This is a genomic window from Delftia lacustris (assembly GCF_040267515.1).
GTDB lineage: Bacteria > Pseudomonadota > Gammaproteobacteria > Burkholderiales > Burkholderiaceae_C > Comamonas > Comamonas tsuruhatensis.
Map to the genome: position 1 here is coordinate 6,735,120 of NZ_CP141274.1, position 23,338 is coordinate 6,758,457.

A 23,338-nucleotide genomic window follows, 5' to 3' on the forward strand; every position below is an offset into this window, starting at 1 on the left:
CAGAACCTATCAAAAACAAGAGCTGCCGCAGCAAGCCTGTGCTTGCATCGGCAGCCCTGAATGGTTGAAGCGCGCCCTTCATGGCGCGGCAAAGGATGGATTAAACGCGGCGCGCCAGCTCGGCCGCCTTGCCCACATAGGAGGCAGGCGTCATGGCCAGCAGGCGGTCCTTGTCGGCCTGGGGGATTTCCAGGCCGTTGATCAGGCGGTGCAGGTCTTCGGCCTGCACGGTCTTGCCGCGCGTGACTTCCTTGAGCTTTTCGTAGGCGCCCTGCACGCCGTAGCGGCGCATCACGGTCTGGATGGGCTCGGCCAGGACTTCCCAGGCGTTGTCCAGGTCTTCCTGCAGGCGCTCTTCGTTGAGTTCGAGCTTGTTCAGGCCGGTCATCAGCGAGCTGTAGGCCAGCGTGGCATAGCCCATGGCCACGCCGATGTTGCGCAGCACGGTCGAATCGGTCAGGTCACGCTGCCAGCGCGAGATGGGCAGCTTTTCGGCCAGGTGCTTGAGCAGGGCGTTGGCCAGGCCCAGGTTGCCTTCGGCATTCTCGAAGTCGATGGGGTTGACCTTGTGCGGCATGGTCGAGGAGCCGATCTCGCCGGCCTTCAGGCGCTGCTTGAAGTAGCCCAGGGACACATAGCCCCAGACATCGCGCGAGAAGTCGATGAGGATGGTGTTGGCGCGCGCGATGGCGTCGAACAGCTCGGCCATGTAGTCATGCGGCTCGATCTGGATCGAGTAGGGCTGGAAGCTCAGGCCCAGACCCTGGGGCTCGGGCGACTCGATCACGTTCTTGCTGAAGGCTTCCCAGTCGAACTCGGGCCAGGCGGAAAGGTGGGCGTTGTAGTTGCCGACGGCGCCGTTCATCTTGGCCAGGAGCTTGACCTCGGCGATGCGGGCAGAGGCCTTTTCCAGGCGTACCAGCACGTTGGCGATTTCCTTGCCCACGGTGGTGGGGCTGGCGGTCTGGCCGTGCGTGCGGCTGAGCATGGGCACGGCGGCATAGGCATGGGCCATCTCGCGCAGCTTGGCCGTGATGCCGGAGATTGCGGGCAGCAGCACGCTGTCGCGGCCGGCGCGCAGTTGCAGCGCGTGGCTGGTGTTGTTGATGTCTTCGCTGGTGCATGCAAAGTGCACGAATTCGGCGGCCTTGAGCAGCTCGGGACGGCCGTCGAACTTGCCCTTGATCCAGTACTCCACGGCCTTGACGTCGTGGTTGGTGGTCTTTTCGATGTCCTTGATGGCCACGGCATCGGCCTCGGAGAAGTTCTTCACCAGGTCCTGCAGATAGACGCGCGCGCCTTCGGACAGGGGCTTGAACTCGGCAAAGCCGGCATCCGACAGGGCGATGAACCAGGTGACCTCCACCTGCACGCGGCGGTGCATGTATCCCATCTCGCTCATGATCGGGCGCAGAGGAGACAGTTTGGCGGCGTAGCGGCCGTCGAGCGGGGACAGGGCGGAGATGTGCGGCAGATTCATGGGCCGTGATTGTAGGTGCGCGCGGCAAAAACGGGGGCCGAGGGGGAGATCGCCGGGCAGCGCATAGAATCTGCTGCCCGCCCATGGGCCGCCTCTTCGCCACGGAAAATTGCCATGAAACTGATAGGTTCCTCCACCAGCGCCTACGTACGCAAGGTACGCGTCGTACTGGCAGAGAAAAGGCTCGACTATCAGTTCGTCGAGGAAAACCCCTGGAGCCGCGAGCTGTCGCCCGGCACCGGCAACCCGCTGGGCAAGGTGCCGCGCCTGGTCATGGACGGCAGCGATGCCATGTTCGACTCGCGCGTGATCGTCGAATATCTGGACACACTTTCCCCGGTAGGCAAGCTGATCCCCGGCACGGGGCGCGAGCGCGCCGAGATCAAGACCTGGGAAGCACTGGCCGATGGCCTGCTGGATGCCGGGGCGCTGGCCCGCCTCGAAGCCACCTGGGATGGCCGCAGCGAAGAACAGCGCTGCCAGGCCTGGATAGACCGCCAGCTTGCCAAGGTGCGGGCTGCACTGAACGTGATGTCCCAGGGGCTGGGCGACAAGCCGTATTGCTGCGGCATCCACTTCACCCTGGCCGACGTGTGCGTGGGCTGCGCCCTGGGCTGGCTGGACTTTCGCTTTCCCGAGCTGGACTGGCGCGCCGACCACCCCAATCTGGCCGCACTGCAGGCCAAGCTGGCCGAGCGTGCCAGTTTTGCAGCCACGCGCCCTCCCCAGCCCTGACGCCGCACCAGCCCGGGAATGCAAAAAGGCCACCCGATAGGTGGCCTTTTTGCTGGCATAAAAAAGTTGCGAAGCATCCCGAAACGAATAAAGAGAGGGAGGGAGGAGAAGCGCTTCGGGCGGAACAGTTCAGGACTGTGGCCCCAGAGGCTTCGCAACGTGAAATTCGGTCTGGATACTCTCTCTCAACAAGCTGTTCAATAGATGAGCTACTTTTGCAGAAGTTCCAGGGGTCGTGGGCAGGAAAAATGTAACATTTTGAGGATGCCCGCGATCCTGCTGTAGGCCAATTTCCACGGATGCTGAAGTGAAGGCGTTCGCAGCCGCAAACCGCCTTCTTTGCTTCACATCGTCAAGCCGCAACGGCGTTGGCGAAAACCGCATCCCACAAGGCCTTGACGGGCGCACTCAGCGGCTCGGCCTGCCCTGGCACCAGCTGTGCCGAGCGCTCATCCAGCCGTGCCACGTGCTGCAGGCGGCGCAGCTCGCGATAGGCCCGGGCCGCCTGCTGGCCTACGCCGGCCGGGATCAATCCTGCCTGTTCGGCGCGCTGCAGCAACGCGATATTGCCGAGGTTGGCCATCAGTTCCGGGTGCGAGGCCGATTGCGAGAGCACGAGGTACTGGACCGCGAATTCCACATCGACCATGCCGCCCGGGCTGTGCTTGACATCGAACAGGCCGCCGCGCACCGGATGGGCGCCGCGTACGCGTTCGCGCATGGCGACGATTTCGTCGCGCAGCGCCGAGGGGTCGCGAGGCGCGGTGATCACAGCCTCGCGCACGGCATCGAAGCGGGCCTGCAGATCGTCGCTGCCCAGCACGAAGCGCGCCCGTGTCATGGCCTGGTGCTCCCAGGTCCACGCCGTGTTGCTGCCGCGCTGCTGCTGGTAGTTGGCATAGGAGGCGAAGCTGGTCACCAGCAGGCCCGAGTTGCCGTTGGGGCGCAGCGCGGTGTCGATCTCGAACAGGTCGCCCTCGCCCGTCTTGACGGCCAGCCAGTTGATGAGCTTGCGCACAAAGGCGGCATAGATCTCGGAGGCGTGTTCGTCTTCGTCATCGAAGACGAAGACGATGTCCAGGTCGCTGCCGTAGCCCAGCTCCTTTCCGCCCAGCTTGCCGTAGCCGATGATGGCGAACTGCGGCGACTCGCGGTGGCGGTTCTTGAGCCGGCTCCAGCACCAGCTGGCCGTCACCCGCAGCACGCAGTCGGCCAGTGCGCTGAGATCGTCCGCCACCTGCTCGACCGTGATGCGGCCTTCGATATCGCGCGCCAGCGTGCGAAAGACCTCGGCATGGTGGGCGCGGCGCAGCAGGTTCAGCAGGGTTTCGTCATCGTCCTCGCCCGTGGCCTGCAGCGCGGCCAGGCGCAGGGCCAGCTCATGCTCGAAGTCCATGGGCGAGAAACGCTCGCCCAGCATGGCTTCGTTGGCCAGCTCGTCGATCACGCCCGGGTGCTGCTGCAGGTAGCGCGCGGGCCAGCGTGCCGCGCCCAGCAGGTCCAGCAGCCGCTCGTGCACGGCGGGGCGCTCCAGCAGCAGGGCCAGATAGCTTTCACGGCGCAGCAGCGGCTCCAGCCAGTTCAGAAAGCGCAGCGCGGCGTCTTCGGGCACGCTGCGCTCGGCCACCCATTGCGCCGTGCGCTGCACGAGTCGAAACAGCCGGCCGCGCGCCTCGTCGCGCAGGTTGGCGATGCGGGCATTGCCGCGCCAGTCGGCCACATGGGCGGCCAGGGCTGGCGGCAACTGCTCCATGAGGCCGTCTATCTCGCGCGGCGTGCCCTGGGCGGGGCTGCGCGCGCCGTTGCAACGGCCCGAGCCGCACTGGGGCTGGGCCGAGCCGCCCAGCAGGGTGTCGAATTCCTCGGCCACCTTTTCACGATGGGCATCGAGCTGGTGCAAAAAGGCGCAGGCATCGGCAAAGCCCATGGTGCGCGCAATCCATTCCAGGTCATCGTCGCGGGTGGGCAGCACATGGGTCTGCTGGTCGTCCAGGTACTGGATACGGTGCTCGACACGGCGCAAAAAGGTGTAGGCCGAGCCCAGGGCGTCGGCCACTTCCTGGCTCATGAGGCCGGCGCGCGCCAGGCGGCCCAGCGCCTCCAGCGTGGGGCGGCAGCGCAGTTCGGGGAACTGGCCGCCACGCACCACCTGCAGCAGCTGCACGGTGAATTCGATCTCGCGGATGCCGCCGCGCGAGAGCTTGACGTCATTGGAGCGGCCCGGATGGCCCGCGCTGCGCCGCGCCGCATGCTCGCGGATCTGGCGGTGCAGCGAGCGCAGCGCGTCAAAGACCGCGTAGTCCAGGTAGCGGCGAAAGACAAAGGGCAGGACCACGGCACGCAGCGCCTGCACCTGCTGGGAGCGCACGCAGTCCATGGGCGCCACGACGCGGCTCTTGAGCCAGGCAAAGCGCTCCCACTCGCGTCCATGGGTCTGCAGATACTCCTCCAGCGAGGCCAGCGAGACGGCCGAAGGCCCCGAGTTCCCGTTGGGACGCAGCGCCAGGTCCACGCGGAAGACAAAGCCGTGCTCGGTGGTGTCGCCGATCAGGCCGTAGATGCCCTTGACCACGCGCGCGAAGTACTCGTGGTTGGAGATCACCCCGCGCCCATCGGGCAGGCCGGCGGTGTCGCCGTCCTGCTCGTAGACGTAGATCAGGTCGATGTCGCTGGAGACGTTGAGCTCGCGTGCGCCCAGCTTGCCCATGCCGATGATCCACAGCTGCACGGGCCGGCCGTCGGGGCCTTGGGGTGCGCCATGGCGCGCGTCGAGCTCGGCGCGTGCCTGGATGCAGGCGCGCTCCAGCGCCAGCTCGGCCAGCTCGGTCACGGCGCGCGTGACCACGGCCAGCGGCGCCTGCTGCTCGCAGTCGAGCACCATGGTGCGCTCCATGACCAGCTGGCGCAGCACACGCAGCGCAGCCGACAGGTCCAGGCCACGCTCCAGCAGTGCCGCCAGGGCCTGCTCCATGGACGCGCGCTCGGGCGGACCCGGCGGCAAAAGGCTCAGCTCGTCGCCATAGCGACGGTGCAGCCGTTGGTGAAAACGGGAATAGGCGGCCTGTGCGGGGACATTCAAGGCCGTACCTGCCATTGCGTGAACTGAGGATTGCATACGGAACGCGAAAGAAGCGGCCACTCACGCGCAGAGGGATTGCAGCAACCCTTGGTTACCGCCCAGGCCCTGAGGGCGCCGGTCATAATTCCCGTCATAGCTGATGCCGCCGATGATCGAACCGAAACCGCACCCCACACGCCTGACCCGTTGGATGGCCGGCCTTGCGCGGTGGTCACTGGGGCTGGTCCTGGCCTTCTGGCTGGTCCTCGCCTCCGTGTGGGGGGTGCTCCATGGCTGGATTGTGCCGCGAATCGGCGAATGGCGTCCTCAGCTGGAATCCCTGGCCTCACGCACGCTGGGCCTACCGGTTCGCATAGGCAGCATCACGGCCCGCAGCGAGGGATTGGTCCCCCGCTTCGAGCTGGGCGACGTGGTGGTGCAAGACCCCGAACATTCGGCAGACGCCCTGCGCCTGCCCAGCGTGGTGGTCGCCGTTTCGGCACGCTCGCTGATGCGCCTGGGCGTGGAACAGATCTACATAGACCGTCCTGAACTCGTGGTGCGCCGCGCGGCCGATGGCCGAGTCTTCGTGGCCGGCATCGAGATCAGCCCTTCGGCCGGCGGGGACAATGCCGCCGCCGACTGGCTGTTTTCGCAGACCGAACTGGCGCTGCGCGGCGGCAGCCTGCTGTGGTTGGACGAACTGCGCCAGGCTCCGCCGCTGGCCTTGCGCGATGTGGACCTGGTGCTGCGCAACAAGGGCTGGGGCCACGGACTGCGCCTGGATGCCACGCCGCCCGAGGGCTGGGGCGAGCGCTTCATGCTGACCGGCCTGTTCCGCGAGCCGCTGCTGTCCACGCACGAGGGCAACTGGCGCCGCTGGAGCGGCCAGGCCCATGCGATGTTCACGCAGATCGACCTGTCCCAGCTTGGCCAGTACATAGACATCTCTGGCTTGCGCCTGCAGCAGGGCCGGGGCGCGCTGCGCGCCTGGATAGACCTGCGCCAGGGCCAGCCCGTGGGCGCCATGGCCGACGTGGCCGTGAACGCGCTGCAGCTGCAGTGGCGCGAAGACCTGCAGCCGCTGAAGCTGCAGGCCCTGACGGGCAGGCTGAGCGTGCAACACCAGGACGGCTGGCGCTTCGCCGCGCAGAACCTGGAATTTTCCACGGGCGACGGCCTGCACTGGCCGGCTGGCAATCTGCGCGCGCGCTACAACCCCGCCGGCGCCAGCACGCAGGGGGCGCTGGGTGAGCACGGCGAGTTCCAGGCCGATGGCATTGACCTGGCCATCCTCGCCCAGCTGGGCCAGCGCCTGCCGCTTCCAGCGCAGGTGCAGCAGCACCTGGCCGATCTGGCACCGGCCGGCCGCCTGCACCAGTTCCAGGGAAGCTGGCGCGGCCCGCTGGAGTCCTTGCAGCAGTACAAGGCCAGTGGCGAACTGCAGCAACTGTCGATCAACGGCGTGGCATCGTCCGAAGGCCCCGCGGCGCCGGGCATGCCCGGCCTCAAGGGCCTGAACGCGCGCTTCTCGCTGGACCAGGACGGCGGCCAGGCCCAGCTGGAGATGGAGGGCACAGAGCAGCGGCCGGCGTCGCTGTCGTTCCCCGGCGTGTTCGAGGAGCCCGAGATCCCGCTGCACCGCCTGCAGGCCAGCCTGCGCTGGCAACTGCGCGGCCAGGCCATCAGCGTGCAGGTGCCCAGCCTGCGCTTTGCCAATGACGACACCGAAGGCGAGGCCCGCGCGCAATGGCATACCGGCGACGGCAGCGACAGGCAGCCGCGCTTTCCCGGCGTGCTGGACCTGCAGGGCCAGCTGCGCAACGCCGATGGCACGCGCGTGCACCGCTACCTGCCGCTGGAGATTCCCGCCGACGCGCGCCACTATGTGCGCGAGGCCATACACGCCGGGCGCGCGAGCACGGTGAACTTCAAGGTGCGCGGCAACCTGGACCACGTACCGGCCGACAAGCCCAGCCAGGGCGAGTTCCACATCGCGGCCAAGCTGCATGACGTGCACTATGAATATGTGCCGCCCCATCTGCTCACGCATGGCGAGGCGCCCTGGCCGGCCCTGGTCGATCTGTCCGGCGAGCTGGTGTTTGACCGCTCCTCCATGGCCGTGCGCAATGCGCGCGGCCAGTTCGCCGGCTATCCGCAGCTGCAGATGCGCGACATCCAGGCCAGCATTCCCAACCTGGCCCACACCGAGGTGGCCGTCACCGCCAAGGGCCAGGGCCCGCTGGCCGACATGCTGGGGGTGGTCAAGACCTCGGCCCTGTCGGCGCTGACCGGGCACGTGCTGGACGGCAGCGAGGCCACGGGCGCCGCGCAACTGGCCCTGCAACTGCAATTGCCCATCGACCATCTGGACCGCAGCAAGGTGTCCGGGCAGGTCACGCTGGCGGGCAACTCGCTGCAGCTCGATGACGAGACACCGCACCTGAGCCAGCTGCGTGGCGCCGTCAAATTCTCCGACACCGGCTTCTCGCTGGTGGGCTTGCAGGCGCGGGCCCTGGGCGGTGAACTGCGTGCCGATGGCGGCATGCAGGCGCTGGCGCGCAATGCGCCAGCCACCGAATCGTCCGTCAAGGTGCGGGTGCAGGGCACGGCCACGGCACAGGGGCTGCGCGATGCCAGGGAACTGGGCTGGGTGGCCGACCTGGCCCGCCATGCCGAGGGCCAGTCGCCCTATTCCCTGCTGCTGAAGGTGCGCCGTGGCACGCCCGAAATCCAGGTCCAGTCCAGCCTGCAGGGCATGCGCATCAACCTGCCGGCTCCGCTGGGCAAGGCCGCCGAGTCCATCCAGCCGTTGGCCGTGAGCCACCAGCTCGCGCCCGCCAGCTTCGCCGCGCCCGATGCCCCGCTGCGCGACCAGATCAGCGTGCAACTGGGCGACACGGGCTCGGTCTTCTATGAGCGCGACATCAGTGGCAAGCACAGCCGCGTGCTGCACGGCAGCATCCTCATCGGCCAGGAAGCGGGCACGGCCCCCACTTCGGGCCAGGGGGTGCAGGCCCATGTGCAGTTGCCGCTCTTCAATATCGACGACTGGCTGGCGCTGGCGCCGCAGTCCAACGGCACCAGGCCAGAGCCCGCCGACGCCGCCACGGACCCTGCGCGCGAATACCTTCCCGATCGACTGAGCCTGCGCGTCAAGCAACTGCAGGCCAAGGGGCGGCAGCTGCACGATGTGGTGGCGGGCATTTCGCGCGATGGCGGCTCGTGGCACAGCAACCTCACCTCCCAGGAGCTGGATGGCTATGTGGGCTTTCGCGAAGGCACGGACGCCCAGCCCGAAGGGCAACTGGTCGCCCGGCTGTCCCGCCTGACGGTGCCGGTGGCCAAGTCCGAACGCGTGGACGCCCTGTTCAACGAAGGGCCGCGCCAGCTGCCGGCGCTGCAGATCGTGGTGGACGACATGCACCTGTCGGGCCATGCGCTGGGCCGCCTGGAGGTCGAGGCCCGCAACCGCCCCGTGCCCGGCAACGCGGCGGCACGCGAATGGCAGCTGTCGCGCTTCAACATTTCCACGCCCGAGGCCACGCTGACGGCCAACGGCCAGTGGCGCCTGCCCCAGGGGCAGTCCGAGCATCCGGGGCGCAGCCAGCTGCAGTTCCAGCTGGACCTGCGCGACGTGGGCAAGCTGCTCACGCGCTTTGACATGCCCGGCGTGGTGGGCAATGGCAAGGGGAGCCTGCAGGGCTCGGCGGGATGGACGGGCTCGCCCATCACGCCCGATTTCCGCAGCCTCTCGGGCTCCATGCACCTGGATGTGCAGACCGGCCAGTTCCTCAAGGCCGAACCGGGCCTGGCCAAGCTGCTGAGCGTGCTCAGCCTGCAGGCGCTGCCACGCCGGCTGACGCTGGATTTCCGCGATGTCTTCAGCAACGGCTTTGCCTTCGACTTCATGCGCGGTGATGTGCAGATCACCGATGGCGTGGCGCGCACCAACAACATGCAGATGAAGGGCGTCAACGCCGCCGTGCTGATGGAAGGCACGGCAGACCTGGTCCAGGAGACGCAGAATCTGCACGTGGTGGTGGTGCCCGAGATCAACGCGATGACCGCCTCCCTGGTGGCCACGGCCATCAACCCCGTGATCGGCCTGGGCAGCTTTCTGGCGCAGGTGCTGCTGCGGGGCCCGCTGATTGCGGCAGCCACCAAGGAATTCCGCATCGACGGCAGCTGGGATGATCCCCAGGTCACTGCCTTGCCGCGCCGCCGGGCCGCAACGCCCTCTGACACACCGTCGCGCACGCCCTCCACCGCCACCGAGTCAGCCCCTTCAGGAGAGAACCCATGAAAATCGCAGCCCTGCAAATGGTGTCGGAACCCGATGTGCGCGCCAACCTCGACCAGGCCATGGCCCTGCTGCGCCAGGCGCGCGAGCAGGGCGCCGAACTCGCGGCCCTGCCCGAATACTTCTGTGCCATGGGCCTGCGCGATACCGACAAGCTGGCCTACCGCGAGAGCTTCGGCCAAGGCCCCATCCAGGACTTCCTGGGCCGCGCCGCGCGCGAGCTGCAGCTGTGGATCGTCGGCGGCACCCTGCCCCTGGTGGCCGATGACGATGCCCACGTGCTCAACAGCTCGCTGGTGTTCTCGCCCCAGGGCGAATGCGTGGCGCGCTACGACAAGATCCACCTGTTCCACTACGACAACGGCCGCGAGCGCTACACGGAGGCCGCCGTGGTCCAGGCCGGCCACACGCCCGTGACCTGCGACATCACCTCGCGCGAGGGCGAGTCCTGGCGCCTGGGCCTGAGCGTGTGCTACGACCTGCGCTTTCCCGAGCTGTACCGCCGACTGGCCGAGCAGGGTGCCGACCTGCTGCTGGTGCCCGCCGCCTTCACCCACATCACGGGCCTGGCCCACTGGGAGGTGCTGCTGCGCGCCCGCGCCATCGAAAACCAGGCCTACCTGCTGGCGCCCGCCCAGGGCGGCCACCATGAGAACGGCCGCCGCACCTGGGGCCACAGCCTGCTGGCCGACCCCTGGGGCATGGTGCTGGCGCAGCAGGCCGAGGGTGCCGGCGTGGTGCTGGGCGAGATCAAGCGCGAGCGCCTGGCGCATGTGCGCCGCCAGTTGCCGGCCCTGGAGCACCGCGTCCTGTGAATCCGCTGCACCTGTCCACGCCCGCCCCTGCCGAAGGCCGCTGGCCCTGGCGCCGCTGGCGCACTGCCTGGCGGCGCTGGTCGTTGTGGAGCCTGCTGGTCGCTTTGGTGGCCAGCATGCTCATCACCATGGTCTGGCTGGCCGGACGCTATGAGGCCTCCCAGGTCCAGGACAAGCTGGAGCGCGACACCGCCAATGCCGTGGCAGACATACGCGCCGCCCTCAACCGCAACCTGCAGGACCTGCAGGCGCTGAACGCGCCCGACAACGACCCTGCCGAGTGGAAGACCCGCGCCGCCGAGCTGCTGCAGGTGCGCCGCGAGCTGATGCGCATCGAATGGCGCGATGCGGGCCTGCAGATCCGCTCCCATGCCGAGACGCCCTACCGCAACGTGCAGTGGGAAGACCAGCTGCGCACGCAAAACACCCATCCGGAGGCCGTGCTGACCTGCACCCACGCGCGCCGCCTCAACGGCCCGGCCTACTCGCCCAGCTACTTCCAGCTGCTGGCCGAAGGCCTGGGCACGGAGATGATGGAGGTCTGCCTGCCATTGACGCAAAGCGGCCACATCATCGGCTTTGTCATCGGCACCTACAGCCTGCAAAGCCTGCTGATCACCCAGGTCAGCAAGAACCTGCCGCGCACCCAGGAAGTGTCCTTCACCGAGCCGGACGGCACGCGCCTGGCCCTGCTGGGCGCCTCCTGGCGCGGCACGCGCATGTTCACGGCGCAGCAGCTCCTGGACCTGCCGGGCAGCACACTGGTGCTGCGCATGGACAGCTGGCACCGCGCGCCCAGCGTATTCCCCAACGTGCTCACGGCCCTGGTGACGCTGATGTCCATCGCCCTGGTGTCCGTGGTCGCCGTGCTGGTGCGCGACAACCGCCGACGCCTGCGCGCCGAGCGCGATCTGGGCGATGCGCTGGCCTTTCGCAAGGCCATGGAGGACTCGCTGGTCACGGGCCTGCGCGCGCGCGATCTGCAGGGCCGCATCAGCTATGTGAACCCGGCCTTCTGCAGCATGGTGGGCTTCACGGCCGAGGAACTGCTGGGACTGAGCATTGCGCCCTACTGGCCGCCCGAGCGCGCCGAGATCTACGCGCGCCGGCGCGACAGCCGCCTGTCCGGCAACGCCCCGCCGCCGCGCGAGGGCCATGAAAGCATCTTCATGCGCAAGGACGGAACGCGCTTTCCGGTGTTGATCTTCGAGGCGCCGCTGATCAATGCCCAGGGCCAGCACACCGGCTGGATGAGTGCCTTCATCGACATCAGCGAGCAAAAGCGCATGGAAGAGATCTCACGCGCCTCGCAGGAGCGCCTGCAGGCCACGGCCCGCCTGGCCACGGTGGGCGAGATGGCCTCGCTGCTGAGCCATGAACTCACCCAGCCGCTGGTGGCCATCTCCAGCTACGCCACGGGATCGCTGAACATGCTGGGGAGCGACGATGGCACGGGCACAGGTGCAGGTGCGGGCAGCGCCATCTCGGACCATGAAGCCCGGCTGCGCCAGCAACTGCAGGACCTGCGCATGGCCATGGAGCGCATCAGCTTCCAGGCCGACCGCGCAGGCCGCGTGATCAAGAGCGTGCGCGATTTCGTGCGGCGGCGCGACCAGTCCCGCGAAGTCATAGGCGCCGCCGAACTCATAGACGCCGTGCTGCCGCTGATCAGCCTGCAGGCACGCAACCTGGGCGTGCGCGTGACCACCGACATCGAGCCCGGCCTCCCGCCCGTGCTGTGCGATCCGACCATGATCGAGCAGGTACTGCTCAACCTGGCGCGCAACGGCATGCAGGCCATGGACTCGCCCGAGACCATGGAGCGCGAGCTGCAGCTGCGCGTGCGCCGTGCGGCCGCCAGCACGCGCCGCAGCTGGGTGGAGTTCGCCGTCATCGACTGCGGCACCGGCATTCCCCAGCATGTGGCGGAGCAACTGTTCACGCCCTTTTTCACCACGCGCAACGAGGGCATGGGCCTGGGCCTGAGCCTGTGCCGTACCGTGGTCGAGCAGCATGGCGGCCACCTGCAGCACAGCCCCCACAGCCCGCGCGGAACCGTTTTCGCCTTCACGCTGCCGGCGCACAGCCCTGCGCAGGTGCAGGCATAGATGGCACCAATGGAACAAATGGAACAATAGGCCCATGGAACCTGTACCCGACGCCACCGTCTACATCGTCGACGACGACACCGATGTCCGCGAAGCGCTGGCCTGGCTGCTGCGCTCGCGCCGCCTGCTCAGCGAATGCTATGACAGCGCAGAGGCCTTCGACGCCATGCTGCAGTCGCGCCCAACGCCACGCAATCCCTGCTGCCTGCTGCTGGACATGCGCATGGGCGGCATGAGCGGGCTGGCGCTGTTCAACCTCATGCTGGAACGCAACCAGATCGCAGGCATGCCCGTGATCTTCCTGACCGGCCATGCCGACGTGCCCACGGCCGTGGACACCGTCAAGCGCGGCGCCTTCGACTTCTGCGAAAAGCCTTTCTCGGACAATGCCCTCGTGGACCGCATCGAACAGGCGCTGGAACTGTCGGCCCAGCACCAGGCCGAAACCCGTGCGCGCGAAGCCGTGCGTGCACGCTTCAACGAGCTGACGGAGCGCGAGCGCGACGTGATGCGCCTGGTGGTCGAGGGCATTCCCAACAAGCTCATCGCCGACCAGCTGGACATCAGCGTGCGCACCGTCGAGGTCCACCGCGCGCGCGTCTTCGACAAGATGCAGGTCAAGTCGGCCGTTGAACTGGCCAACCTGCTGCGCACACACGGCTGACCCCTTCAGAAATACGTGGCAATCACGTCCACCACGTCATAGCGGTCATTGACGACGGCCAACTGCCGCCATTTGTCAAAGGTCAGGCAGGGGTGGGAGATGTCGAAGGCCAGCATGTCGCCTATGCGCAGGCCATCGTCCTCGGCCACCTTCAGGAAAGCATGCTGGTCCATCATGGCCGTGACCTCCCAATGCGGGGGCGCCGCCACGGGCGCGGCATCACCGGGGCGGTAGCGCAGCGCGGGCCGGGGCGGCACGGCCTCGAAGGCGGTATCGCGCTTGCCCAGCGCCACGATGGCGCGGCCGGGCTCGGGCAGCGACTGCACATAGGCCCAGACCTGCAGCGCAGGCTGCAGGCTGGCACGCATCTGCTGCGCCACGGGATTGGTCTGGTCGATGCGCCGCTGCGCTGCCTGGTAGATGCCCGCGTCATGCGTGAGATAGCAGCCCGGGCGCAGCACCAGATCCAGCGGACCGCCGATGTCGGCCTTGCCGAACTCCTGGGCCACCACGTCATACCAGGCCGAGCCGGCGCCAGTGAGCACGGCCGGGCTGCGCTGCAGCCGGCCCTCGCCCGCCAGCCGCTGGAGCCAGTCCACGGCGCGCCGCAGCAGGGTGCGGATGGGTTCTTCTTCCTTGAGCACGCCCTCGTAGACCTCGATCCCGGCCAGTCGCACGCCGGCACCGGCCCGGGCCAGCGCGTCCAGCAGCGGCTGCATCTGCGCATCGGAGCGAACGCCCGTGCGCCCGCCGGGCGGGCCCAGTTCGATCAGCACCTGCACGGACCGGCCCGCTGCGCCAAAAAAGGCGGCCAGTTGCTCGACCTGCTCGGCACAATCGACCAGGCAGAAGAACTCGAAGCCGGGATCGGCCAGCAGCTCGGCCACGGCCGCCATGTTGCGCCGGCCGATCAACTGGTTGGCCATGAGCACGCGGCGCACGCCATGGGCATGGGCCACGCACGTCTGCTGAGCGGTGGCCAGCGTGATGCCCCAGGCGCCCGCGTCGATCTGCTGGCGGAACAGGCGGGGCGCCATGGTCGTCTTTCCGTGGGGCGCGAGCTGGGCGCCGTAGGCATCCACAAAGCGCTGCATCCAGGCCAGGTTGTGCGACAGGCGCGACTGCGACAGCACGGCCACCGGCAAACTCAAGTCTTCCCGCAGCAGATTCCAGCCCTGCGCGGCAGCGTCCTGCGGCGCGCAGGGGGCGGACAGCGCGCCCAGGCCCTTGTCGAGCGGGCTGACCACGTCGGCCGCGCCCGCTGTGCTTGCTTCACTCATACGACTCCCCATTGATGGATGGGAGCCAGCATAGGGCAATGCCGGTGCCTGCCCACGCAAAAACGCCCCGCGTTGCGGGGCGTTGCATCTGGCACAGAGCCCGGGTCAGCGGGGCTGCTGGTACTGGGGCTGGTATTGCGGCTGCTGGTACTGCGGCTGCTGTTGATACTGGGGCTGCTGCTGGTGCTGCTGCGGGATCTCGCCCACGAAGATTTCCACGCGGCGGTTCATGGCACGGCCGCTGGCCGAGTCGTTGGAAGCCACGGGCTGGTGCGAGCCACGGCCTTCGGTGGCGATGCGGGCGCCCGAGACGCCTCGCATGGTCAGGTAGTTGCGCGTGCTGTTGGCGCGGTCCAGCGACAGCGGGTTGTTGATGGCATCCGAGCCGGTGCTGTCGGTGTGGCCGATGATGCGCACCTCGGCATTGGGGTTGTTGCGCAGGCCCTCGGCGAAGCGGTCCAGGATGGGAGCGAAGTTGCCCTTGATGTCGGAACGGTTGGTATCGAACGAGATGTCGCTGGGAATGTCGAGCTTGAGCTGGTTGTCGGCCGTCTGGCTCACGTTCACGCCCGTACCCTGGGTGGCCTGCTCCATCTCGCGCTTTTGCTTTTCCATGTTCTGCGACCAGATGTAGGTACCCAGTGCACCCACGCCAGCGCCGATCACGGCACCCGTGCCGGCCCTGCCGCCGGTGACGGCGCCCAGCACGGCGCCAGCTGCAGCGCCCACGCCAGCGCCCGTGGCCGTGCGGCGCTGGGTGTCGCTCATGTTCGCGCAGCCGGAGATGAACAGTGCGGCCGCCGTTGCGGCGGCCAGAACGATGTGCTTGCGCATTGGAAACTCCTTTTGAATCTTGGGAACGCACCGTGCGGTAGCGCCAGGGTCCCCATTGTGGAAAGCAGGCTGCGCACAGCCTATCAGTGCGGGCAGGGCATACCCGTAGGACGGCGCCCGCTCCGCGAGGCTGCCTCCACGGCCGTCACGGGCCGCTGCGATCCTGCCCGGGAGAGGATTTGTCTGGAGACGGATGCGAATCCCGTGGCGTGTCCACGGGCAACTCGCCCTTGCGGCGTCCGGAGAACATGGTCCACCACACAATAGCGACCAGAATCACCAAGGCCAGCAGTGCTTCGAGCAAAATCAACCCCATGAATTTCCACCTCCTGCGCCATGCCGCGATGGCGCTGATTGTAGGGACGCTGGTCGCCTGCACGACCACCACCAAGCCGGTCTACGACCCCTCGCCCGTACCCGATCTGCAGCCGGGCGGCTCTCCCGCCGTCACGCCCAGGCCCCCGCTGGTCACCAACACGCCCACCAAGAGCCGCTGGATCGCAGCCGACTGGAGCGAATTGCCCGGCCTGCAGGAGGACGCGCTGCACGAGGCCTGGAATGCCTGGCTCAAGAACTGCGAACGACCCAGTTCGGTCTTCGCAGGCCTGTGCCGCGATGTGCGCCAGCTGAGCATCGCCACGGGCGACGAGCAGCGCGCCTGGCTCATGGCCAATCTGCAACCCTACCGCATCGAGGCGCTGGGCGGCGGCCCGGACGGCATGCTGACCGCCTACTACGAGCCGCTGTTCGAGGCGCGGCGCCTGCCCGGCGACGGATTCAACGTGCCGCTGTACAAGACGCCGGCCGGCGCCGGCTTCGGCAGCCGCAAGCCCTGGTTCTCGCGCCAGCAGATCGAGACCCTGCCAGAGGCCCAGGCGGCCCTGGCAGGCCGCGCCATCGCCTGGCTGCGCGACCCGGTCGATGCGATGGTGCTGCACATCCAGGGATCGGGGCGCCTGAACATCACCGAGCCCACGGGCGCGCAACGCACGATCCGCGTCGCCTTTGCGGGCACCAATGACCAGCCCTACAAGAGCGTGGGCCGCTGGCTGCTGGACCAGGGACTGGTGCGCGACGCCACCTGGCCCGGCATCAGCGCCTGGGTGGCCGCCAACCCCGGCCGCGTCAATGAAATGCTGTGGAGCAACCCGCGCTACGTCTTCTTCCGTGAGGAGCCGCTGGAAGGCCTGGACCTGCAGTTCGGCCCCAAGGGCGCCCAGGGCGTGGCCCTGACGCCAGGACGCTCCATCGCCGTGGACAAGCAGAGCATCCCCTACGGCACACCGGTCTGGCTGTCCACATCCGGGCCCACCGTGGCGCTGAACCGCCTGGTCTTCGCCCAGGACACGGGCAGCGCCATCGTCGGCGCCGTGCGCGCCGACTACTTCATGGGCTGGGGCCCCGAAGCCGGCGACCTGGCAGGCCGCATCAAGCAGAACCTGCGCCTGTGGGCCTTCTGGCCGCGCGCCCTGGCGAACCAGGCACCGCACTTGAGGTGACCCCCTGAGCGGCTACGCCGCTTCCCCTCTCTACTCGCTTCGCGAGGGAGGGGGACGACAGCCTCGCTGCGGGGCGGCCCTTGCTCGCTGCCCCCCCGCTTTGGGGTGCGCCGGTTTTATCCTTTGCGCCAAGGCTCGCCACGCATGGCACAAGGCCAGCGCAGACACACCTCTATCCACTGTCCCTCGCTCTGGCGCGGCCCAACACCAGGGGCGCCGAGCAAGAGCCGCCTCGCGGCGAGGGCGCCGTCCCCCCAGGGGGAAGGCGCGCAGCGCCTCAGGGGGTATCAAAATACCTCGTGACGCGCGGCGGTTCCTTGCCCTTGTGATACGCCAGCTTGCGGTCGCGCAGCGCCACGTCGGCGGCGGTGACGCGGTCGAAGCGGCGAAGGTGCTCGGTCCATGACTCGTCGATGATCTGCTCCACGTAGCGCTCCGGGTGGCTCATGCTGTGCAGCAGGCTCCAGCCCAGCGCGCCCTGGCGCATGCGGCTGCGGCGGCTTTCCTGCATGAGGGCGCGGAAGGCCTCGGCCTGGGTGGGGTCGATCTGGTACTCGATGGTGACGACCACGCGGCCGGCTTCGGGGATGTTGACCTCGGGGCGCTGGAAGGCCTTGGAGGGGCTCAGGTCCTCCTCGATCTGGCGGTCGCGCACCAGGCGCTGCACCAGCAGCATGCAGGCCACGCCGCTGGCGGCGGCCACCATGAGGCTGCCGCGCACGCCCACCATGCTGGCCACCTGTCCCCAGAGCGCGGCGCCTGCCGCCGTGCCGCCCATGATGGACATCTGGTAGATGGACATGCCGCGCGCCCGCACCCAGTTGGGCAGGGCCATCTGGGCCGAAACGCCCAGCACGTTGGCCGTGGAGATCAGCGCCATGCCGGCCAGCATCATGGCCGGCACCGCCATGTAGACATTGGGCGACAGGGCCACGGCCAGCGTGGCCAGCGCATGCACGGCAGAGCCCGACCGGATCAGCCTTTCCTTGGACATGGCCTGGCGCAGGCGCGGCAGGAACATGGCGCCCACGATGGCGCCCGCCCCCATGGAGGCCAGCAGCAGCGTGAAGGTCTCAGCGCCGCCCCCGCCTTCGGTCGGGCCGTGCAGGCGCTGGGCCACCAGGGGCAGCAGGGCCATCACCGCCGTGCACTGCAGGAAGAAACACACCGTGCGCGCCAGCACCGCATGCATGCGCGGCGACTCGCGCACGAACTGCAGGCCCACGCGCATGGCCGAGGGCAGGCGCTCGCGGCCCAGCGGGTTGGCCACGTGGCGGCGCTTCCAGCGGATCAGCACGATGCCCGAGATGACGGACAGCACGGCGTTCAGCACGAACACCCAGGCACTGCCCAGGCTGGCGATGATGGCGCCCGCCACCAGGGGTCCGATGATGCGCGAGGCGTTCATGGCCACCGCGTTCAGCGCCATGGCCGAGGGCAGGTGGTGCTTGGGAACGAGTTCGGGAATCAATGCCGAGAACACGGGCCAGCGCATGGCCAGGCCGATGCCGTTGGCAAAGGTCAGCACCAGCAGCCAGTGCGCCGTCATCCGGCCCGAGAGCACGAACAGGCACAGCACCAGGGCCACGGCCGCCACCCAGAACTGGGTGACGATGAAGTAGCGGCGCCGGTCCAGGATGTCGGCCAGCGCACCGCTGGGCAGGCCCAGCAGGAAGACGGGCAGCGTGGAGGCCGATTGCACCAGGGCCACGAGCACGGGCGAGGTGGTCAGCGAGGTCATGAGCCAGGCCGCCGCCACATCGTTCATCCACATGCAGGTATTGGCCGCCATCCAGATCAGCCAGAGCATGCGGAAGGTGGGGCCGGACAGCGGCGCCCAGACGCCCTGCTGGGCCTGGGCCGTCTTCTGGCCTTCGGCCTCGGCGGCCGCCCTGTCGGCAGCGGCCATGCCGGACGGGTCCTCGAGCAGGGTGCCCGGCGCCCCCGCGCCCGAGGGCTCGGCCGGGGGCTGGGTGGAAGGCTCGGTTTCTGAGGCGGGTGGCTGGGCGGGGTCTGGTGTTGATTGTTCTGCGGCCATGTGTCCCGATTCTCGGGCCAAACGCAGGGTGGCGCCAGAAATGGTTGCCTTACTAATAACCACGATCACCACCTTGTACGACAACCGTTTTTCGCTCCTGTTACAGGAGCACACTGTCGCTTCGGCGCGACCTTCATAGGCCAGTCCGCCGGCCTGCGGCTACTGGCCAGGCAGTCCCTGGCCCGCCATGGGTCCCAGCTGGGACAGCGGCAGCGCATGGCTGGACTTGATCTCGCCCAGCGAGAAACTGGTCTGCATGTCCTTCACGTTGGGCAGGTTCAGCAGCGTGTTGCGCGCGAACTGCGCAAAGCTGTCCAGATCGCGTGCCACCACCTGCAGCTCGAAGGTGCCGGTGCCGCTGATGTAGTGGCAGGTGACCACCTCGGGCAGCTTGCGGATGGCGTCCTCCATCTCCAGCGTCAGCGTGCCGGCCGTGCGCACGGCATCGAGCCGCACGAAGGCCAGCACGCCCAGGCCGATCTTGTGGCGGTCGATGTCGGCGTGGTAGCCGCGGATGAAGCCCGCTTCTTCCAGCGCCCGCACACGGCGCCAGCAGGGCGCGGCCGACAGGCCCACGCGCTGGGCCAGCTCGGCATTGGTCAAGCGTGCGTCGGCCTGCAGGTGGCCGAGGATGGCAATGTCGAATTTGTCCAAAGTTTGCACAAAACACCGTTTTCAAGAAAGATCCTTGCTCAGGATACTTGAAACAGCGCAAAGAAAGCAAAGACCTATCAGACGAGCACGAATACACTGAAAAAAGGCGATTTGGTTCAGACAACGAGTGCCGTGCATGCCTCTTTCCCGTTCCGGGCAGGACATGACAGGGCACCGACCATCGATGGAGACAAGCCATGAATGCCCCACTGCCCGAAGACGTGCGCCGCGCCCTGGAGACGGTCACCCTCGACGACAAATACGCTCTGCAGCACGGCCGTGCGTTCATGAGCGGAGTACAGGCCCTTGTGCGCCTGCCCATGCTGCAGCGCCAGCGCGACGCTGCAGCGGGCCTGAACACCGCAGGCTTCATCAGCGGCTACCGGGGCTCCCCGCTGGGCGGCTATGACCAGGCGCTATGGGCGGCGAAAAAGCACCTCGAATCCAACAACATCGTCTTCCAGCCCGGCGTCAATGAAGAGCTGGGCGCCACGGCCGTCTGGGGCACGCAGCAACTGGATCTCTATCCCGAGACCAAGAAGTTCGACGGCGTCTTCGGCCTGTGGTACGGCAAGGGCCCGGGCGTGGACCGATGCTCCGACGTGTTCAAGCACGCCAACATGGCGGGCACGGCCCGGCACGGCGGCGTGATCGCGCTGGCCGGCGACGACCACATCAGCAAGAGCAGCACGGCCGCCCACCAGAGCGACCACATCTTCAAGGCCTGCGGCACGCCGGTGTTCTTTCCCAGCAATGTGCAGGACATCCTGGACATGGGGCTGCATGCCTTTGCCATGAGCCGCTTCTCGGGCCTGTGGTCGGGCATGAAGACCATCCAGGAGGTGGTCGAGTCCTCGGCCAGCGTGTCGGTGGAGCCGGACCGCGTGAACATCATCCTGCCCGAGGACTTCCAGATGCCGCCCGGCGGCCTGCACATCCGCTGGCCCGATGCGCCGCTGGAGCAGGAGCAGCGGCTGATGAACTACAAGTGGTATGCGGCCCTGGCCTATGTGCGCGCCAACCGGCTCAACAACAACGTGATCGAGGGCCCCAACGACCGCTTCGGCCTGATCGCCAGCGGAAAGGCCTACAACGACATGCGCCAGGCCCTGGCCGACCTGGGCCTGGACGACGACACCTGCCGCCAGCTGGGCATACGCGTGCACAAGGTCAACGTGGTCTGGCCGCTGGAGGCCACCATCACGCGCGACTTCGCGCGCGGCCTGCAGGAAATCCTGGTGGTGGAGGAAAAGCGCCAGGTCATTGAATACCAGATCAAGGAAGAGCTGTACAACTGGCGCTCCGACGTGCGGCCCAACGTGGTCGGCAAGTTCAGCGATGAGCACGGCGGCGAATGGTCGGTGCCCAATCCCAGCCAGGACTGGCTGCTGCGCCCCAATGCGGACCTGACACCGGCCCTCATCGCGCGCGCCATCGTCCAGCGCCTGACCAAGATCGGCGTGCCCGAGCACATCGCCCAGCGCATGCACGAGCGCATTGCCGTGCTGGACGCCCGCGAGGCCGCCCTCAAGGCCGCCCAGAGCCAGCCCACGGGCGACCGCGTGCCATGGTTTTGCAGCGGCTGCCCGCACAACACCAGCACCCGCGTGCCCGAGGGCAGCCGCGCCGTGGCCGGCATCGGCTGCCACTACATGACGGTGTGGATGGACCGCTCCACCAGCACCTTCACGCAGATGGGCGGCGAGGGCGTGACCTGGGTGGGCCAGGCGCCCTTCACCAAGGACGCCCATGTCTTCGCCAACCTGGGCGACGGCACCTACTTCCACAGCGGCCTGCTGGCGATACGCCAGAGCATCGCGGCCGGCGTGAACATCACCTACAAGCTGCTGTACAACGACGCCGTGGCCATGACGGGCGGCCAGCGCGTGGGCGAGCGGCCCGAGGGCCATTCGGTGCTGCAGATCATGAACAGCCTCAAGTCCGAGGGCGTGGCCAAACTGGTCATCGTCACCGACGAGCCCGCCAAGTACGACGGCGTGGCGCTGGCCGAGGGCGTGACCGTGCACCACCGCGACGAGCTGGACCGCATCCAGCGCGAGTTCCGCACCCTCAAGGGCTGCACGGCCATCATCTACGACCAGACCTGCGCCACCGAAAAGCGCCGCCGCCGCAAACGCGGCACGCTGGCCACGCCCGACAAGACCGTGGTCATCAACGAATTGGTCTGCGAGGGCTGCGGCGACTGCTCGGTGCAGTCCAACTGCCTGTCGGTCGAGCCGGTGGAGACCGAGTTCGGCCGCAAGCGCCGCATCAACCAGAACACCTGCAACAAGGACTACTCCTGCGTGAAGGGCTTTTGCCCCAGCTTCGTCACCATCGAAGGCGGACAGCTCAAGAAGCCCAAGAAGGAGAAAAAGGGCGACCTGTCCATGCTGCCCGCCATCCCGGAGCCCGTGCTGCCGGTGGCCGAGCAGGCCTGGGGCATCGTGGTGGCCGGTGTCGGCGGCACGGGCGTGATCACCATCGGCTCGCTGCTGGGCATGGCCGCCCACCTGGAGGGCAAGGGCGTGATCACTCAGGATGCGGCCGGCCTGGCGCAAAAGGGCGGCTCCACCTGGAGCCACATCCAGATCGCCAACCGCCCCGAAGCCATCTACACCACCAAGGTGGACATGGCCAAGGCCGACCTGGTGATCGGCTGCGACCCCATCGTCACGGCCACTCCGACCACCATGTCGGTGATGCAGCCGGGCCGCACCTTCGTGGCGCTCAACAGCCACGGCTCGCCCACGGCAGCCTTCGTCACCAACCCTGACTGGCAGGCGCCGGACGACCGCTGCGCCAGCGCCCTGGCCCAGGCCGTGGGCCCCGAGCTGCTGGGCAGCTTCGACGCCGAGCAGGTGGCCGTGCAACTGCTGGGCGACAGCATCTACACCAACCCGCTGATCCTGGGCTACGCCTGGCAAAAGGGCCGCGTGCCGCTGTCGCATGCGGCGCTGATGCGCGCCATCGAACTCAACGGCGTGCAGGCCGACAACAACAAGGCCGCCTTCGAGTGGGGCCGCCGCTGCGCCCATGACCTGGCTGCCGTGCGCGCCCTGTTCCAGACGGCCCAGGTGATCCAGTTCGTCAAGAAGCCTTCGCTGACCGAGATGGTGGCCAAGCGCGTGGACTTCCTCACGGCCTACCAGAACGCCGCCTATGCGGCCGAGTACCAGGCCTTCGTGGACAAGGTCCATGCCGCCGAGCGCGCCGTGGCGGGCTCGGGCACGCGCCTGTCGCAAGCCGTGGCCCGCTATCTGTTCAAACTCATGGCCTACAAGGATGAGTACGAGGTCGCGCGCCTGCACACCGATGCGGCCTTCAGCCAGCGCATCGCCAGCATGTTCGAGGGCGACTACCGCGTGGTCCACCACCTGGCGCCGCCGTCGTCGGCCGCCAAGGACGAGCAGGGCCATCTGGTCAAGAAGTCCTACGGTCCCTGGATGCGCAAGGCCATGCAGGTGCTGGCGAAGATGAAGGGCCTGCGCGGCACGGCGCTGGACCCCTTCGGCCGCACGCAGGAGCGCCGCACCGAGCGCGCACTGATCCAGGAATACCGCCAGTGCATAGAAGGACTGCTGTCCGAGCTCACGCCCGAGCGCCTGGCGCTGGCCGTGGAGATCGCCAGCATTCCCGAGGACATCCGCGGCTACGGCCACGTCAAGGAGCGCAACCTGGCTGCGGCCCGCACCAAGTGGAAGGCGCTGATGGCACGCTGGAACGCCCCGTCACGGGGCGCGGGCAGCACGGGACAGCCCGCAGTCGGCGTGGCCTGAAACCACACGGACAGCCCCGCCACAGGGGCGTCCTGTAAGATCGCGGCCGCCGCCCGTACCGTGAGGTGCGGGCGGCGCGGTTGCCTCCGGG

14 protein-coding genes are annotated in these 23,338 nt (G+C 67.9%); 7 read left to right on the plus strand and 7 right to left on the minus strand.

The window, feature by feature from the left end:
• Nucleotides 1-100: 100 nt before the first annotated feature.
• Nucleotides 101-1,480 (minus strand): adenylosuccinate lyase, encoded by a 1,380-nt coding sequence (gene purB / locus U6958_RS32290; RefSeq protein WP_016449379.1) that lies wholly within the window; start codon nt 1,478-1,480, stop codon nt 101-103.
• Between the two features lie 114 nt (nt 1,481-1,594).
• On the opposite strand from purB, the gene U6958_RS32295 reads away from it, so the two are divergent.
• Nucleotides 1,595-2,215 carry a glutathione S-transferase family protein gene (locus tag U6958_RS32295; protein ID WP_016449378.1) on the plus strand — a complete coding sequence of 207 codons (621 nt, stop codon included), beginning with the start codon at nt 1,595-1,597 and terminating at the stop codon, nt 2,213-2,215.
• A gap of 352 nt (nt 2,216-2,567) precedes the next feature.
• Here the strand turns inward: U6958_RS32295 and glnE are convergent, their stop codons facing one another.
• Nucleotides 2,568-5,309 carry a bifunctional [glutamate--ammonia ligase]-adenylyl-L-tyrosine phosphorylase/[glutamate--ammonia-ligase] adenylyltransferase gene (gene glnE, locus U6958_RS32300; protein ID WP_016454244.1) on the minus strand — a complete coding sequence of 914 codons (2,742 nt, stop codon included), beginning with the start codon at nt 5,307-5,309 and terminating at the stop codon, nt 2,568-2,570.
• A gap of 133 nt (nt 5,310-5,442) precedes the next feature.
• Between glnE and U6958_RS32305 the strand changes: the two genes are divergently transcribed.
• Genes U6958_RS32305 through U6958_RS32320 form a run of 4 tightly spaced genes read left to right on the plus strand, consistent with a single transcriptional unit; the run spans nt 5,443 to nt 13,163 of the window.
• Nucleotides 5,443-9,579, plus strand: coding sequence for a YhdP family protein (locus U6958_RS32305; RefSeq protein ID WP_074920904.1), 4,137 nt, complete (start codon nt 5,443-5,445; stop codon nt 9,577-9,579).
• Nucleotides 9,576-10,391 (plus strand): carbon-nitrogen hydrolase family protein, encoded by an 816-nt coding sequence (locus U6958_RS32310; protein ID WP_016454246.1) that lies wholly within the window; start codon nt 9,576-9,578, stop codon nt 10,389-10,391. The genes U6958_RS32305 and U6958_RS32310 overlap by 4 nt, the downstream gene beginning before the upstream one ends.
• Nucleotides 10,388-12,499, plus strand: coding sequence for a nitrogen regulation protein NR(II) (locus U6958_RS32315; protein ID WP_016454247.1), 2,112 nt, complete (start codon nt 10,388-10,390; stop codon nt 12,497-12,499). Before U6958_RS32310 ends, U6958_RS32315 begins: the two co-directional genes overlap by 4 nt.
• A gap of 34 nt (nt 12,500-12,533) precedes the next feature.
• On the plus strand, nt 12,534-13,163 hold the full coding sequence (locus U6958_RS32320; RefSeq protein WP_074920905.1) for a response regulator transcription factor: 630 nt from the start codon (nt 12,534-12,536) through the stop codon (nt 13,161-13,163).
• Nucleotides 13,164-13,168: 5 nt separating this feature from the next.
• On the opposite strand, the gene U6958_RS32325 is transcribed toward U6958_RS32320, so the two are convergent.
• The 3 genes from U6958_RS32325 to U6958_RS32335 all read right to left on the minus strand — a co-directional run bounded on the left by U6958_RS32325 (nt 13,169) and on the right by U6958_RS32335 (nt 15,593).
• Entirely contained in the window at nt 13,169-14,443 is a 1,275-nt protein-coding gene (locus tag U6958_RS32325) for an amino acid deaminase (RefSeq protein WP_047328051.1), read from the minus strand.
• 105 nt (nt 14,444-14,548) lie between these two features.
• Complete coding sequence (locus U6958_RS32330) at nt 14,549-15,277, minus strand: OmpA family protein (RefSeq protein WP_016449372.1); 729 nt, start codon at nt 15,275-15,277, stop codon at nt 14,549-14,551.
• Between the two features lie 145 nt (nt 15,278-15,422).
• A complete protein-coding gene (locus U6958_RS32335) occupies nt 15,423-15,593 on the minus strand; it encodes a hypothetical protein (RefSeq protein ID WP_167368393.1) in 171 nt (56 codons plus the stop codon).
• Here U6958_RS32335 and U6958_RS32340 point away from each other — a divergent pair.
• On the plus strand, nt 15,592-16,776 hold the full coding sequence (locus tag U6958_RS32340) for a murein transglycosylase A (protein WP_074920906.1): 1,185 nt from the start codon (nt 15,592-15,594) through the stop codon (nt 16,774-16,776). The genes U6958_RS32335 and U6958_RS32340 overlap by 2 nt on opposite strands.
• A 277-nt stretch (nt 16,777-17,053) precedes the next feature.
• On the opposite strand, the gene U6958_RS32345 is transcribed toward U6958_RS32340, so the two are convergent.
• Together U6958_RS32345 and U6958_RS32350 are read right to left on the minus strand one after the other, a co-directional pair.
• Nucleotides 17,054-18,814 carry an MFS transporter gene (locus U6958_RS32345; protein ID WP_374006324.1) on the minus strand — a complete coding sequence of 587 codons (1,761 nt, stop codon included), beginning with the start codon at nt 18,812-18,814 and terminating at the stop codon, nt 17,054-17,056.
• 159 nt (nt 18,815-18,973) lie between these two features.
• On the minus strand, nt 18,974-19,477 hold the full coding sequence (locus tag U6958_RS32350; RefSeq protein ID WP_016449368.1) for an Lrp/AsnC family transcriptional regulator: 504 nt from the start codon (nt 19,475-19,477) through the stop codon (nt 18,974-18,976).
• Nucleotides 19,478-19,665: 188 nt separating this feature from the next.
• Here U6958_RS32350 and U6958_RS32355 point away from each other — a divergent pair, with 188 nt between their 5' ends.
• Nucleotides 19,666-23,247 carry an indolepyruvate ferredoxin oxidoreductase family protein gene (locus U6958_RS32355; protein WP_074920907.1) on the plus strand — a complete coding sequence of 1,194 codons (3,582 nt, stop codon included), beginning with the start codon at nt 19,666-19,668 and terminating at the stop codon, nt 23,245-23,247.
• Nucleotides 23,248-23,338 lie beyond the last annotated feature (91 nt).